14 protein-coding genes are annotated in these 16,062 nt (G+C 40.9%); 5 read left to right on the forward strand and 9 right to left on the reverse strand.

The genetic code is table 11. The features are described from left to right. The 4 genes from AN394_RS01455 to AN394_RS01470 all read right to left on the reverse strand — a co-directional run bounded on the left by AN394_RS01455 (position 1) and on the right by AN394_RS01470 (position 6,016). Positions 1-435, reverse strand: coding sequence for a CopD family protein (locus tag AN394_RS01455; protein ID WP_054562318.1), 435 nt, complete (start codon positions 433-435; stop codon positions 1-3). A 20-nt stretch (positions 436-455) separates the two neighbouring features. Next, complete coding sequence (locus AN394_RS01460) at positions 456-2,138, reverse strand: chloride channel protein (RefSeq protein WP_054562317.1); 1,683 nt, start codon at positions 2,136-2,138, stop codon at positions 456-458. Positions 2,139-2,237: 99 nt separating this feature from the next. Continuing rightward, positions 2,238-3,569, reverse strand: coding sequence for a transporter substrate-binding domain-containing protein (locus tag AN394_RS01465; protein ID WP_055020645.1), 1,332 nt, complete (start codon positions 3,567-3,569; stop codon positions 2,238-2,240). 71 nt (positions 3,570-3,640) lie between these two features. Next, positions 3,641-6,016, reverse strand: a complete 2,376-nt coding sequence (locus AN394_RS01470; RefSeq protein ID WP_054562314.1) for a diguanylate cyclase domain-containing protein — start codon at positions 6,014-6,016, stop codon at positions 3,641-3,643. Between the two features lie 180 nt (positions 6,017-6,196). On the opposite strand from AN394_RS01470, the gene erpA reads away from it, so the two are divergent. The 3 genes from erpA (at position 6,197) to AN394_RS01485 (ending at position 10,808) form a co-directional block, all read left to right on the forward strand. Then, positions 6,197-6,535, forward strand: coding sequence for an iron-sulfur cluster insertion protein ErpA (erpA, locus tag AN394_RS01475; RefSeq protein WP_054562313.1), 339 nt, complete (start codon positions 6,197-6,199; stop codon positions 6,533-6,535). Between the two features lie 104 nt (positions 6,536-6,639). Continuing rightward, entirely contained in the window at positions 6,640-7,731 is a 1,092-nt protein-coding gene (locus tag AN394_RS01480; RefSeq protein WP_055020646.1) for an efflux RND transporter periplasmic adaptor subunit, read from the forward strand. Positions 7,732-7,733: 2 nt separating this feature from the next. After that, on the forward strand, positions 7,734-10,808 hold the full coding sequence (locus AN394_RS01485; protein ID WP_054562311.1) for an efflux RND transporter permease subunit: 3,075 nt from the start codon (positions 7,734-7,736) through the stop codon (positions 10,806-10,808). Positions 10,809-10,847: 39 nt separating this feature from the next. Here AN394_RS01485 and AN394_RS22140 read toward each other — a convergent pair whose 3' ends face one another. Continuing rightward, positions 10,848-11,021 carry a hypothetical protein gene (locus AN394_RS22140; RefSeq protein ID WP_200907862.1) on the reverse strand — a complete coding sequence of 58 codons (174 nt, stop codon included), beginning with the start codon at positions 11,019-11,021 and terminating at the stop codon, positions 10,848-10,850. A gap of 311 nt (positions 11,022-11,332) precedes the next feature. Here AN394_RS22140 and AN394_RS01490 point away from each other — a divergent pair, with 311 nt between their 5' ends. Continuing rightward, positions 11,333-11,572, forward strand: coding sequence for a helix-turn-helix transcriptional regulator (locus AN394_RS01490; protein ID WP_054562310.1), 240 nt, complete (start codon positions 11,333-11,335; stop codon positions 11,570-11,572). A 118-nt stretch (positions 11,573-11,690) separates the two neighbouring features. Here AN394_RS01490 and AN394_RS01495 read toward each other — a convergent pair whose 3' ends face one another. From AN394_RS01495 to AN394_RS01510, 4 genes are read right to left on the reverse strand one after another with little or no spacing between them, the layout of a single operon-like run. Continuing rightward, entirely contained in the window at positions 11,691-13,070 is a 1,380-nt protein-coding gene (locus AN394_RS01495; RefSeq protein WP_054562309.1) for an AmpG family muropeptide MFS transporter, read from the reverse strand. 36 nt (positions 13,071-13,106) lie between these two features. Further along, positions 13,107-13,724 (reverse strand): peptidylprolyl isomerase, encoded by a 618-nt coding sequence (locus AN394_RS01500; protein WP_054562308.1) that lies wholly within the window; start codon positions 13,722-13,724, stop codon positions 13,107-13,109. Between the two features lie 2 nt (positions 13,725-13,726). Then, on the reverse strand, positions 13,727-14,278 hold the full coding sequence (locus tag AN394_RS01505; RefSeq protein WP_055020647.1) for a YajG family lipoprotein: 552 nt from the start codon (positions 14,276-14,278) through the stop codon (positions 13,727-13,729). A 13-nt stretch (positions 14,279-14,291) separates the two neighbouring features. After that, positions 14,292-15,425, reverse strand: coding sequence for a methyltransferase (locus AN394_RS01510; RefSeq protein WP_054562349.1), 1,134 nt, complete (start codon positions 15,423-15,425; stop codon positions 14,292-14,294). Positions 15,426-15,466: 41 nt separating this feature from the next. Here AN394_RS01510 and AN394_RS01515 point away from each other — a divergent pair, with 41 nt between their 5' ends. Further along, entirely contained in the window at positions 15,467-16,054 is a 588-nt protein-coding gene (locus AN394_RS01515; RefSeq protein ID WP_054562306.1) for an alpha-ketoglutarate-dependent dioxygenase AlkB, read from the forward strand. Positions 16,055-16,062 lie beyond the last annotated feature (8 nt).

Genomic DNA, 16,062 nt, shown 5'->3' on the forward strand with positions numbered 1-16,062 from the left:
TTATAAGTTAGGTTTAATAATTGCCAGTGCCACTATAGCTAAAAGGATGAGTACCGGAACTTCATTAAAAATACGGTAAAAGCGATCGCTACGTGTATTGCGATCATGCTTAAAGTCAGCCAGTAATTTAAAGCAATAGCCGTGGTAGATATAGAGAATAATCACTAACACCAGTTTGTAGTGCAGCCACATGCTGTATCTAAACCAGTCTCGACCATATTCAAAAATGGTCAGTACGCCAAATACCAATGTTAAGACAGCAAACGGTGTCACAAAAAACAGTAAGCGGCGTTCCATTACTTTCAGCATTGAGTTACAGGCTTTTTCTTCACTCATTGCGTGGTAAACAAAAAGACGTGGCAGGTAAAAAATACCGGCAAACCAAGCAATCATAAAGAATACGTGGAAGGTTTTATAAACTAATAGCGCAGTCATTTAAGCATCCATTTTAATTGTTATAACAAACTGTTGCGAATGGTAAGGATATGTCTGATTTGGTCCCAACGCAAAAGGCCCATAATCTGTTGGTTATCAAGCAGGTTGTAAATATATACCGCACCGCTGCGTTTATCTTTTAATAAGTCAAAAGCATCGGCTAATGTTGCTTGGCTACTAAGGCCGGCAAGGCTGACATATTTGATATTACTTTCTTGGTCAGACATCAGGCTTAAATCATATTCTGCAAGACGATAGCCATTCTCTTCATCATGAACAATCAGCGGGGTTTGGCTATCAAGGGCATCGAGCGACTCTTTAATTTGTTGTTTGTCGTCACTGTAAAGCAGCTTGAATTGCTCATCCATTTCATCCATCACACCTACTTTTTGTAATGCTTCGGTAGCTGGTGATATTTGATATTCAAGCCCTTGGAAATCAAGTTGTTGCATGAAAATAGAGCGGTTACCAAAAAACTGCAACGCCGTGACATAAGCCGTTGAGATCACCAACATGGCTGGCACAATGATCTCGGGGCTTGAGGTCAATTCCATAACCGTAGTGAGAGCTGCCAGTGGTGCGTGTAATGTTGCTGCCAATAACCCTGCCATGCCAAGCATGCTATAGGTACCTGTGATATCAACACCCGGACTAATAAACTGCGCGAAAAAGGCCATTAAGGTGCCCATTAATACCCCAAGTCCAATAACAGGGCCGATGATCCCACCTGGAATACCTAAACCAATGGCAAATAAGGTGGCGAGTAATTTAGCAATCAAGATGGTAGTTAAAAACTGCACATCATCTGGTGATTCAATAGCAATAGTGATAGCACTCATACCAGAGCCCATTGCATGAGGAACCATATAAGCAATTAAACCAGCTATTAATCCTGCTAGTAATAGACGAGGGAACATACTTAGTGGTTTGAAGGTACGGATTATAAGCATCAAGTTTTGGTTAAATGCATAAGCAACAGCGCCAAGTGCCATACCAAAAATGATTAAAAATGGGTAATGCCAACCACTCAATGGGTTCATGGTGATAAGTGCAAGCTCTGAAGCGTCACCAAAGACAAATTGAGTGGCTAATGCGCCGGTAACCGCTGCGAGCATAATGGGCACGAAAATATGCACCTTATACTCCCTCAGTACCACCTCCATGACAAAGATAACGGCTGCAAGTGGGGTGTTAAATGAAGCAGCAATACCAGCTGCAACACCACAACCGGTGAGGGTACGCATTGCATTGTGCGGAAGGTGTAGTTTATCGGCCAGTAAACTGGCACCCGTTGCACCCATATGTACTGAGGGGCCTTCTCGACCGACCGAAAAGCCACTAATAAGGGCTAATGCACCGCCGACAAATTGGTTTACCGTGTTGTAAAGCGGCATATGGCCATAATGTTTTTTAATACGGTGAATTACAAATGGAATGCCAAGACGATAATGCTTAAAGCCTGTTAGGGCGGCGAATAAGGCAATTAGTAAGGCTGCACCAACTGGCAGTATCATCCGCTCATAGGTTGGTAAAGTGGTGAAGTCATCAGGCTTATCTAAAAATAAGCTTTGAAAAAACATGATTGTGAGGCGAAAAAGTATGATCAACACTGCCGCAATTAACCCTGCACTTACACCAAGTAAGCACAATTGCACAGATGTTTTAGGCTTTGCTAGGCGACGTCTTAGTCTCTCAAGCCACATGCATATTTCCTCACAGCACTTTTGAGCCGCAGTTTAGCAAATCAAATTAACTAAGTCGTTGGGATTTTATAATTTTATCTGCATTTTGGGTAAATCTAGCTAATCTTTGCTGTCGTTATTAATTCGCTGCGTTAATTCAGGTAAGCGAGCTGTAATGGCTTTTGATATTTCATCTACCAACGGGGCATGTTTTTTATGAATAACCGTGTTGATAGCCATTTGCCTTAGTACAATTACAGAAAAATCTTTTTTAAAGGTAGTTATATCGTTATTGAGCGCAGGATAAAGTGCATAATCGACACGACCTTTTTTTAGCATAGTAAGCGTATGGCTCAAGTCTTCGTTATGAATGATCTCGGCTTTAATATCAAACTCATTAAGAATTTCGATATCACCAATCGAGCTCATAATTCGGTTGTTTGGGTTGTATAAATTATCTCTATCGCATGGCAGCGCTTTTCGACATAGAAGCACTAAGTTAATAACGCCAAGGCTAGGTTCTACGACAGTAATATTCTCGAATTTACGCATATTACTTTGTGAGCGCACAATATCGCCGTCAACGATGCCTGCATTTAATAACAATACGCCTCTTCGAGATGGTGTTGCTTGCATCTGGACTTTGATATTTAAATCATTATAAACATCACTCATTAACGCTTTAAATGGTGCTACACGCGGAATATCTATATAGGTTAACAACAGCTTTTTTGGCCGAGAGTAATTTGTTGCAGAGGGCTTTGCGTCAGTAAATAAATCATTGAGTAAGGCTATTTTAGCTTTGTTTTCAGCGTCATTGCGTATGCCAATCACTAATGGGGAGTCGGTAAACTGAGTTACTATTTTTGGCTCAGATAGGTTTTGTTGCTCAGCAAAATAGTTAAGCACTTTTGGTGCAGTAATCGCAAAATTAATCTGCTTAGTTTGCAATAAGTGAAATAGTTCTTCATCGTTTGCTGTTTGCACTATGCTGTCAGCATAGGATTGAATTACTTTTTCGACCACACCCGGGTAAATATAAGGCTCAACAACGCCAACTTTGTGCTCATTAAAAAGCTGTTCAAGGTTTTCAAAATCTTGTGGATTAGACTGAGTGGTAATGACAGCTAGTTGAGAATTTAAAATAGTGGCTGAAGCAACAAAGCCGGGCATCATTTCAGATGGCCAAGCAGGGTAATAACCCAGGTAGCCGGTTAACTGGGCTTTTTTTATTGCATTTTGCCAAGGTAAATATTCAACTTCTAGGTTTATCGATTTTTTGGCAAGCGTGTCTCTTAATAGTGCAATAGCATCACCGCCATTTTCCATTTTACTACTTGCATACGGCGGGGCTTCTAAAGAGGTGATTTCCCATGTTTCTTGGTACGTGCTATCAGCAGCTGCAAGCGAGCTAAAAACAAGTACCATAAAATAATAAAAGCGAGAAAGCATGGAAAAAGAATCATTATTAATTGTTCAATAAGTATACGTCTAAATTAGACTTTTTAGCATTATTAATTTGCTTATTTGCAGTTCATAACATTACAACTAAAGCAGTGATGTTTTTGGTCATACATACGCTTATCGGCCATGCTAAGTAATTCGTCAAATGATTGCGCATCGTCAGGATATAATGCAAAGCCAACACTCGCCTCAACGAGCAAGTCACCATACTCTGATTTTATCGGCGCCTTAATCGCACAGATCAATCGTGATAGTGCACGGTTTATTTGTACTTGGTTTTCTATGTCGGTAACAATAACTACAAACTCATCACCACCAATGCGTGCAGCACAATCGGTTTTGCGAGCAGTATCTTGTAAGCGTTTAGCAACTTCTACCAGTACTTTATCTCCCACTGCATGGCCATGGGTGTCGTTAATCGGCTTAAACTTATCAAGATCAAAATACAGACAACCTACCTTAGAGCCTGTGCGCTCAACACGGGCAAATTCTTGCTTGATGAATCGCTCAAGCGCACTACGATTTGCTAAACCAGTAAGGTAGTCTGTTTGTGCTAATTGCCTAATTTTCTTCTCTGCCATGACGCGTTTCGTGATATCGAAGTTAACGCCAATCATGCGGTTGCCGTATATTCTTCCATCTGCATTGATATAGCGTGTTTTGCCAGAGGGTAGAACAATCTGAAACTCTGCGTGAAACTCTTCGCCATTTAAAATTGCGAGTTTTAGCTTGTTAGTCACGTCTTCATATTCATCTGGATGCAAGCTATTTGCCCATGCTGAATAGTCCCCTTTGAATTCTGATTTTGGAATTTCAAATAAGGTATGCATCCAGTCATCCCAAATCAGTTCATTAGTGTCAAAATTCCACTCCCATATACCAATATGAGCAGCATCTGCAGCCATAGACATGCGTTGGTGTAAGCTTTCAAGCTCGGTTTTTGCTTGTTTTAATTCAGTAACATCTTCAGAAACGTCCAATAAATATTGCGCTTTACCATTACTGTCTTTAATTGTGAGTTTCCGTGTTCTTAAATAATGAGTATTGTCATCAATAGTAACCGGCTTTTCCTCTATAGTTAGAGTGTCATCACTTTTCAATACATCCCGATCGGTTTGCACGAAACTGACTGCTTGTTCATTACTGAAAATATCAAAGTCATTTAAACCGATTAGTTGGTCTTTATTTTTACCAAGTAGTTGCTCACCCGCTTTATTTACATGGCTAAATGTAAGATGCTCAGCTTCTTTTACAAACAACATGATGGGTAAATTATCGAAAATAGTTTGTGTAAAGGCTTCTTGGTTTCGAATATCAGAGAGATCTTTTATTGTCGCCACATAAGGACCTGACTCTTTTTTACCAATTGAGCTGATTGTTAATGTAATGGGAAATCGTTTTTTATTGGCTCGTTGTCCTTTTAAGAGCCGACTGCTACTTTTACCCGCCGTTTTTTTACTGAGCTGTGAATCTCTGAGGATTTCATCAAGTTCTAACGATCTTTCGGGGATCAGGGTACGAATATGTTTGCCTATTAAATCATGCGGCTGATAGCCAAAAACTTGGTTAACAGCCGGGTTTGCAAATTCAATTTTTCCTTCATTATTAAAGCTAATTACCACATCTTGTACGGTATTAAGTACTGCTTTTAGTTTTGCTGATAATAAGCTCCTTGCTCTGAGCTCAACAGCACCCAATACAAACAGACTTAATGCCACCAGAATAAAAATAATAAGTTGTGCTAACGTCGAGTAGTCGTGGGTTGTAACATAGGTGGTGTATTCAGTTTCAAAAACAGACATCGAAATCATGCCGATGTAATGCATTCCCGAAATTGCACTGCCCATTATCAAAGCCACCACCAAGTTCATCCGTGTTTGATGAACCCCTTTAGCAAGTCGAAAATCATTAATTTTTAATGCGATACCTGACAGTACAATAGCGACGATAATAGATAAAGAGAACAACCAAGGCTCATAAGCCATTTTTGCAGGCATCACCATCGCCATCATGCCAACAAAATGCATCGAGCCAATCCCAGCACCCATTAGCACACTTCTAAATAGTAGCCCTTTGTCGGTTTGTAGTGCTGGTGATAGTACGATGTAACTGGCAAACACACTTGGCAAAATTGATATCAAGGTAATGCTAATGTTGTATTCAATAGGGATGGGCAAGTTGTAGGCAAGCATACCCACAAAGTGCATACCCCAAATACCTATACCTAAAAAACACGAAGCCATGATGGTCCATATCTGACTTTCATTCTTTAGATAAGAGTGTTTGATACGAGCTGATAATAAAAAAGAGATATACGAAGCAAATACGGCTGTGAGGATTGAAGCAAAAGCAAGGAGTAAATCGTATTCAGCTGGAATGACTTGCGCACTGCTTAAATTATCAGTTATAAAATGCAGCTTGAAATGCTCTATCACAATTATCTTCCCTCAGTGCAAACTCATGCCAGCCCAAATGTAGTACAAATTAACTTTAGTCCAAGTCGAATGGCTTAGCCAGTTGCCCTCACCATAATTGAGATGCTCTTCTGGTGATACTTGATTAAAACACTCGGGTATTAGATAATTGCGGCCAATATAGGTTTTGAGGGTTTTGGTATGTCAGATGAGTTGCCAATCAAGTTCAGCGATGCAGCAGCTGTTCGTGTTAAACAGTTAATCGAAGAAGAAGAGAATCCAGATCTTAAACTACGTGTTTATGTAACAGGTGGTGGTTGCTCAGGTTTCCAATATGGTTTTACTTTTGATGAAAAAGCTAACCCTGGCGATTTAGAAATTGTTAAAAATGGTGTAACGCTTGTTATCGACCCTATGAGTATTCAGTATTTGGTCGATGGTACCGTTGACTATACTGAAGGGCTTGAAGGCGCACGCTTTTTTGTTAATAACCCGAATGCAACAACAACCTGTGGTTGCGGAGCCAGCTTCAGCGTTTAACGAATTATTTAAAAAAGCCACTTTATGTGGCTTTTTTATTGCTTTAATTTCTCATAATATCTTGCCTCTGCTAAATTTTACGCATTATTAGAAGGAATTTTGCGTTGCCAAATATAACTACAACAATAGAAAAGAAACCCTATATTTTAGCTATCGCCATTGTTTTGGTGATTGTACTGTGGATGCTGTCTGGGGATAGCAAAGCAGATCAAAAAGCACAGCAAAGTGATGAGCAAGTTCAAGAGCGCTTGCCTAAAGTGCAAGTGATGCCGTTGGTCGCTAAGAATATTAATAAAAACCTAACTTTTTATGGAAAGTCAGAGCCTGACAAAATCGCGAACATTAGCGCTAGGCAAGCAGGGCAAGTACTCGAAATTTTGGTTGAAGAAGGTCAGTTTGTAAAACAAGATCAGGTTATTTTACGTCTCGATAAATCTGATTTAGCCGCCCAAATCACATCAGCAGAAGCCTTAGTTGCCCAGTATCAAACTGAATACGAAGGCGCGCTTAAACTTAATCAGCAAGGTTTACAAAACAAAGTATTGACCATGCAAGCACAAGCTATGTTGCAACAAGCAAAAGCAACTTTGGTAAGCCTTGAATTAAAGCTAGAGCGCACTGAAGTACGTGCTGCTTTTGATGGCGTTATCAACAAACGTTTAGTCGAAATTGGTGATTATGTTGGCATAGGCGACCCTATTTTGCAGCTCGCTGATTTAGACCCGTTAATTGTCAGAGCCGATGCGACTCAAAAAGAAGTGCAAGGCTTAGAAGTTGGGCAAACTACCTTTGCTCATGTGTTAAATGACAAAACCTATCCGGGTCGAATTCGTTATATTGCCTCTGTTGCTGATGACAGCACTAATACATTTCGCATCGAAGCGGCGTTTGAAAACCCAGGTATGAAATATAAAGCAGGTTTTTCGACTCAGCTTAATATTGAGTTGCCAACTGAGCCTGCCATGTTATTAAGCCCGGCTTTTATGGCCCTAGATGAACAAGGTAATATCGGCGTAAAAGTCGTGAATGACGACAATATTGTAGAGTTTAAGTCAGTAAATCTAGCTAAAAGCACCGAGCAGGGCGTTTGGCTTTGGGGTTTAGGTGAGCAAGCGAATGTTATTACCCTTGGTCAAGGTTTTGTGCGTGCCGGTGACAAAGTTGAGCCTGTGTTTACTGAAGCAACGAGCAACTAAGTATGAAAAACTTAATTGAAGCGTCGTTGACTCACACGCGTACGGTTTTATCTATTTTCATCTTGTTGCTGATCTCGGGGTGGGTGACATATCAAACCATCCCTAAAGAAGCGAATCCTGATGTCACTATTCCTTTTATTTATGTGTCGATTATTCATGACGGTATTTCCCCTGAAGATGCTGAGCGGCTATTAGTTAGGCCAATGGAGATTGAGCTACGCTCGATTGAAGGCGTAAAAGAAATGTCAGCGGTGGCAAGTGAAGGACATGCCTCTGTGACCCTTGAGTTTATTGCGGGTATGGATCCCAAAGAAGCCTTAGCTGATGTACGAGATAAAGTTAGTTTAGCTAAGGCAAAACTGCCTTCTGAATCAGAAGAACCAGAAGTTCATGAAATCTTGATGGAAGATCAGCAGCCAACCATTACATTAACCTTGTCAGGCGATGCGCCAGAGCGAGGTTTACTAACCCTGGCCCGTAATCTAAAAGATGAACTAGAAAGCATTTCTAGTGTATTAGAAGTTGATGTAGGTGGTGACCGCGAGGATATGGTCGAAATTGAGGTCGATCCATTGGCGATGATTTCTTATGGCCTTGAACCGAATGACATTATTCAACTGCTATCAAATAACAACCGCTTAGTTGCTGCTGGCACCCTTGATACTGGTAAAGGCCGCTTTGCTGTAAAAATCCCATCGGTATTTGAGACGATTCAGGATGTGATGGAGCAACCTGTGAAAGTTGTTGGCGATAGGGTGGTGCGTTTTATGGACGTAGCAAAAATTCGCCGAGCATATAAAGATCCAACCTCAATCGCACGTATTAATGGCCGCCACGCGGTTTCGCTGGAAGTAAAAAAACGTGCTGGCGAAAATATTATTGATACGGTCGATCAAGTTAAAAAAGTGGTGAATGAGGCCAAGGAAATTTGGCCTGAGCATATACGAGTGGATTACACCGGCGACATGTCAAAAGACGTGAAAATGATGCTCTCTGATCTGCAAAATAATGTGCTGTCTGCTGTATTGTTGGTAGTTATTGTGATTGTGGCGGTACTTGGCGCGCGCACCGCCTTCTTAGTAGGTATTGCCATTCCTGGTTCATTCTTAACCGGGATTTTAGTGATCTCTGTATTTGGTTTAACGGTGAATATCGTGGTGCTTTTTGCACTCATCATGGCTGTCGGTATGCTGGTGGACGGTGCTATCGTTGTCAGTGAGTTTGCTGACAGAGCGATGAGTGAAGGCAAACCACGCAAGGCTGCTTATAAACTAGCTGCTGAGCGAATGGCGTGGCCAATCATCGCTTCTACGGCAACGACATTAGCTGCCTTTGCACCGCTAATATTTTGGCCGGGAATGATGGGCGAGTTTATGAAATACTTGCCGATTACGCTTATTGCCACCTTGACTGCGTCATTACTTATGGCATTGGTTTTTGTGCCAACCATCGGTGGATTAATAGGAAAATCAAGGCCGCTTTCTGAGCAGCAAAAACATGATTTAGAGTTAGCTGAGTCTGGTGACTTAACACAAATTAAAGGGATGCTTGGGCGTTATATTCGAGTGCTTGATTATGCAACAGAGCGTCCTTGGTGGAGCCTTGCTGCTGCAATCGTGTTTTCTATTTTGGTGTTCTTTGCATTTGCTGTTTCTAAGTTAGGGGTTGAGTTCTTTCCTGATGTTGAGCCAAATGGCGTCAATATCAAAGTACGCTCTTACAGTGACTTATCTATTTTTGAAAAAGACGTGATCATGAAAGACATTGAGTCACGCATTTTAAAAGTGGAAGGTATTAAAACCTTGTATGCCCGTACTGGCGGTAAAGATCAGGTAGGCACGTTTAGAATGAATCTAAAAGACTGGGATGAGCGCCCACCTGCAGAAGATATAATCAGTCAAGTTAACGAAATCACGGCAAGTTATGCTGGTGTCGAAATTGAACTTCGTAAAGATGAAAACGGCCCCGGTGGTGGCAAAGCGCTGAGTATTGAACTCAGCTCTCGATTTGTTGATGTGCTTAACAGTGAAGCAAAACGAGTAAGACAAGCTATCGAAAATGATGGCGCGTTTCGAAATGTTGATGACAGTGCTTCAAAACCGGGCATTGAGTGGCAACTTAAATTGAATCGTTCGGATGCGGCTCGTTTTGGTGCGGATGCCAGTATGCTAGGGGCGAATGTTCAGCTTATTACTAATGGTTTAAAACTAGGGGAATACCGCCCCGATGATGTTGATGACGAGATTGATATTCGCGTACGCTTTCCTCATGACAAGCGAGATTTAGGACGTCTTGAAACGTTGCGTGTAAAAACTATGCACGGGCAAGTGCCAATTAGTCACTTTGTTGAGCGCCAAGCAGCCCCTAAGGTCGATACAATTCGCCGTGTTGATTCTCAGCGCGTTGTTACCGTTAATGCAGACATGAAACCGGGTGAACAACTTGCTAAAGCGTTGCCACGCTTACAAGCGCAACTAGAGGAGCAAGGGTTAGATCCGCGCGTGAAAATTAAAGTGCGTGGTGAAACCGAAGATCAAGATGAATCAGAAGCCTTCCTTGAGCAGGCTTTTGTGGTTGCCCTGTTTGTGATGGGGATCATTCTGGTAACGCAATTTAATAGCTTTTATCAGGCATTTTTGATTTTAAGTGCTGTACTGTTTTCAACTGTGGGTGTGTTCTTAGGTTTAACCGTATTACAGCAACCGTTTGGTATCGTGATGTCAGGCATCGGGGTTATCTCGCTTGCAGGTATTGTAGTTAATAACAATATTGTATTGATTGATACCTATAATGTTTTACGTAGCCAAGGTCTTGCTGCAAAAGATGCGATTTTACGAACCGGTGCTCAGCGTTTAAGGCCAGTACTGTTAACGACTGTGACCACCATTTTGGGATTAATGCCGATGGTACTGCAAGTGAATATTGACTTATTTAACCGCCATATTGATTTTGGTGCGCCATCTACTCAGTGGTGGGTGCAATTGGCCACGGCTGTTGCGGGTGGTTTAACATTTGCCACAGTATTGACACTGGTACTTACGCCTTGCTTGTTAATGCTACGAGATCGTCGTCGGTAATCGGTAAATTCGTTACTGATTAATTAAAAATGAGTGACCCTAGTGTTGGGTCACTTTAATCATCAGTAAAAAGAAGCCTAAAACTAACGCAGAGGCGATTGAAATATACACAAACCCTTTTTTACCTTGCTTAATTGGTACACGATTGTGTTTTAAAAACAGGTACCATGCGACACACAGTACAATTGGCAACAAAAATAATATACGAAACATTTCCTAGCCTTTTTCAGTATTTACATACACTTTAAGCATAAATATGCAGAATTTAAAGTGATACTTTCATCTTGTTACACTTCCAATTGATCAATTTTTTGGTACAGTAAACCAGTTAACTATAGAGCACATGCTTTAATTTTAGCTACACTTAGTCTTGTATACTAAAAAGGTCCATTCCTAAAAGGTGGACATTTGTATAATTAATCATTCAAAGTGAAAATTATTAGTATATAATGTGTCCAAGAGTGAGACGGGCAAATTTCACTCTTAAATTATTAACTTGAATCATCTAGTAGGAGATGTATTTTATGATGGGTAAAACAGTTTCTTCTGAAGAAAACTCGAAACTAACAAAATGGCTTAAAACTAAACGCCACGAGAAAGGTCACACAATGCGTAGCCTTGCACAGGTTTTAGGTACGCCACACTCTTTCATTGGTAAAATTGAAAACCAAGAACGTCGTTTAGATGTTATTGAATTCATGCGTTATTGCGACGCTTTAGAAGTTGACCCATACGAAGGTCTTAATCTGCTAAAAGACGCTTAATTATTCATTACTAAAAGCGAAACGCCGCTTTTAAAGTAATATAAATAGTGCAAGGAAGCGCTATTTAAAGTCTCTCCCTTGCATCATCCTCTCTTTAATCACATACGTATCAGATTTGTTAATTGTTTTGGTGATAGTTGTTTTCTAACGCATAAAGCTTATGACGAATTAAGAATAAAAATACCAGTGATGGGATCACCATCAATGCAGTTAGCACAAAGAACATCGCCCAGTTTCCACCTAACCAGTCATCAATAACCACGCCGCTGTAGCTCGACAGTAAAGTTCTGCCTAAATTACCCAATGAAGCAAGTAGTGCATAGTGGGTCGCACTAAATGCTCTGTCGCATAACATTGATATAAACGCCACCATGGCTACCAGTGACCAAGCTTGGGTAAAACCATCAATAATAATAGCAAATGCATACAGACTCAGTTTGGGGCCTGCAATAGCGATCCAGGCAAAAGCTAAGTTTGAAGCTGCCATCGCAATACCGCTAATAAACAAGCCTTTTACAATGCCATAGCGTTGATTGAATAAGCTTCCTAAAAAAGTAAAAGCGATGGTGAGCACTGCAGTGCCCACTTTTGAGAAGGTCGCTATGTCACTATTTGAAAAGCCGACTTCTTTATAAAACACGATAGACATTCGCCCTAAAAAGGCTTCACCGATTTTAAATAAGAAAATAAAGGCCAATAATGCCAATGCTGTTTTTACGCCATTACGGGCAAAGAAGGTTCTGAAAGGATCAAAAACGGTTACAGCAAGCCATGCAATCACTTTAGCAAAGCGAGTCTGCGTACTACCAGCTAGCTTTTGTTGATAGGTTTGTTCAAGCTCAGCTTGAACAGCATCACGGTTTGATTCGGGTTCTTTTGCCCACAATACGCTGCTCATTAATAGCAGCATTACCACAGATAAGAAAAAGTAAACTTGTGGCCAATCAATTGAAGGGATGTCGGCCATATAAAATGGCAGGGCGCCTAATAGGGCGTAACCGCTCCACCAACCTGAAGTGGCCATTGCAGCTGCTGCGGTGGCTTTGTGGCTTTCGTTTTCGGCTAAAGTGTCGATACGAAATGCATCAATAGCAATATCTTGAGTCGCAGAAGCGATAGCAATAACTAAACACAGCGCGGCAGCAAACCAGAGGTTGGCCTTGATATCGAGCCCAGCAAGTGAAAAGGTGCCAATAAAAATCACTGACTGGCAAAGTAAAATCCAGCTACGGCGCTGGCCTAGCCAGTTAAATAAAACAGGTAACTTTACACGGTCAACGAGCGGTGACCATAAAAAGTTAATGCTATACGCACCAAACACTATGCCAAATAACCCGATCATACTGCGGCTTAAGCCTTCGTCTTTTAGCCAAGCCGACATGACAGAGCCAATCAATACCCAAGGAAAGCCACTGCTGATACCAAAGATGAATATATTGATTAAACGTTTATCTTTGAAGTACGAGAAATACTCTGAAATAGAAAGGGGTTTTGTCATAGTGTTGCCAGTTTAAGGGGCGTGCGCCCCTATTTATTATTGATTAGCGTCAAGCACTTTTACGTTTAAGATAACAACAGGATCTTTGGGTACAAAGCTGTAACCGATTTTTTCGTTAAAAGCGGTTTCGACACGCATGATTTTGTCTAGTGTGTCATAGCCATCCATGACCATACCGAATACGGCAAAGCCCCAGTCGCGACCAGGATTAAGATGATCGTTATCGTCCATATTAAAGAAAAACTGACGAGTACCTGAGTGAGGTTTACGGTCTTGATATGCCATTGCGATGCTATACATATCGTTTTTTAACCCGTTGCCACTTTCATTAAAAATAGGGTCACCTTCGTACAGACCATCATAGTCTTTATCGTAACCACCGCCTTGAATAACAAAATCACGTTCGTTGTCTTCATCACGTTCTACACGGTGAAACACACTACCTTGATAGCTACCGTCGGCAACGTAAGTTAGAAAGTTATTTACGGTTATTGGTGCGCGTGAACGATCCATTTCGACCACAATACTGCCAAGCGTAGTGACAATTTCTACGCGTGGAAACATATTATCTTTTTGAATAAATTTACCCTCAGTCGCTGCGAATGAACTGTGAGCAAAAAACAATATAAAACTAAGTAATAAAATACGCTTCATAGTTAACCTTCTAAATAGGCGATTAATTCTGGGTCAGATACAATGCGGGTAATTATTTGCTCAGTCAACTTATTAAGCTGACCTTCTACTTTTGCACGGTCATGGCTGAGTGGCCCTTCTAGGTTTGCATTACCACGGTATATCTTGCTGAAAGTGCTTGAGTTTCTGATTACTCTTAAGCCTAATTCAATAGTTGCGTCACTTGTGTGAGTCATCATCTTTTCAGTAACAACTGCTTGTAGCTTAAGAATATCTAATTCAAAGCGTGTTGTTGCCAAGTTTGAGATACTCGCCCCATTACGGCTTAACGCACTGTCTAGAGCGCTTTTCACTGAATCAGTAATACCTGGGCTGGCAAGGGTTTTAGTTTTATCTGATTCAATAATTTTTAGGGTCACGTTGTCGCCGCGTAAATCAATTACGCTAGTACTAACGCTAGTACTAAGGTTTGAAATTTTGCCGCCTTGATAAACGGGGTTTAAAATTAATTGATTGGGTTGGTTGCTACATGCCGCAAGCGCAAGCACCGCACATAAAGGAAGTATTTTTTTCATTTAGTTAGCTCCATTAATTATTCTTTGTTGCACTTAGTACGACAAACTTTTTGTTAGACCCTAACAACTTACAATTGCCGAACATGCGTTTTAACTTTTCATGATAGTCTAGATGACGATTACCAATAATTCTTAATTCACCACCGTGCTTTAATGTGTGTTTTGCCTGTTTGAACATTTGCCAAGCAATATGATCAGTAACCGCTTGCGCTTGGTGGAATGGCGGATTACATAAAACGAGGTCAACACTGTTAGGTTGAAAATCGGTTAAGCAATCGTTTTGGACAAACTCACACTGCTCTAATTGCTCGGGTAGATTGTGAGCGACGTTTAATTTAGCTGATTCAACGGCCATAAACGACTCATCAACGAAGGTCACATGGGCTTTAGGGCAACGCTTTAAGGTCATTAAGCCAACAACACCATTACCACAGCCTAAATCAATGATGCTGCGAGCTTTACTTGTTTGTGGCAAATAGTTAAAGAAAAAGCGCGCGCCAATGTCTAATGAGTCTCGAGAAAATACATTGGCATGATTTTGAATTTCAAACTCACTTCCTTCAAGTGGCCAGTTAACAGGGAAGGGGGCAACTTTATTAAGACCACTGGTTTTACTGATAATTAAGCGGGACTTTTTAACCGCTAAGCTGGTTGATGTTTCACCGATATACTGACTAAAAGCCTTTATAGTTGAGTTGTGAATGTCTTTCGTTTTTCCAGCTGCAATAACATCAATGTCGGCAGGTAAAGCTGCACTGATTGCGGCAAGTTGATGCTGAAGATAGCCTAAATTGCGTGGCACTTTTAATATCACTAAATCAACCTGATTAGGTAATGCTGCTAATGAGTCCAGTTGCGTTAAAGAATCTGTTGATAACTCATTAGCTTGTAAATTATAGCGGGTAGCTTGATGACCAATATACGAGTCGTTAACTGAATAAACTGTTAACGTATTAAAGGCACAGGCTAAAGCGCCAAAACTGTCATTGAGTATCAGGATTGAATTTGCATCTGGATAGTGCTCTTGTACATAATTGACAAGGTACTCATCGCCTGAGTCCCACGCTTGAAGACTGCGATTCTTTTGATCTAACGGAAAGCGTTCTAGGGTATAGGTGTTATCACCGAGCTGTGCTTGGGTGGTCATCATGATTTTACGAATGTATTAATGTATAGGTAAATTCTAACATGCAACAGCCAAACGCCAACCCTAATCATTTACCTGATGGGTTTTCTTACCAAGCTAATGCATTGAGTGCACAAAAAAGCCTCGAATTATTTTACTTTCTTCAGCAGCAGCTAAATTGGCAACAACCAACTATAAAAGTGTACGGAAAAAGCCATGTGATCCCACGTTTGCAATGCTTTATTGCTGATCAGAATGTAAGTTATGGCTACTCGGGTTCACAGTTAATCGTTGAGCCATGGCCGGAGGTGCTTGATGCTATGCGTGTACGCTTAACAAGAACTTTGCAGATACCATTCAATGCGCTTTTAGTTAATTTGTATCGAGATGGTCATGATTGTATGGGTTGGCATAGTGACGATGAGAAAGAACTTGGGGAGCAACCGACAATCGCTTCTGTATCACTAGGGGCCGAACGGATATTTAAAATAAAGCACAAACATAATAATGAACAACATAGCATTGTGCTGCAAAGTGGTAGCTGTTTAATCATGAATGGTTTTAGCCAGCGCGATTACCAGCATAGCTTGCCAAAACAGCAAAGACTCAAACACCCTCGAATTAACCTTACCTTTCGTTCAATCATATAAAATCATTG

Source organism: Pseudoalteromonas sp. P1-26 (assembly GCF_001401795.1).
GTDB lineage: Bacteria > Pseudomonadota > Gammaproteobacteria > Enterobacterales > Alteromonadaceae > Pseudoalteromonas.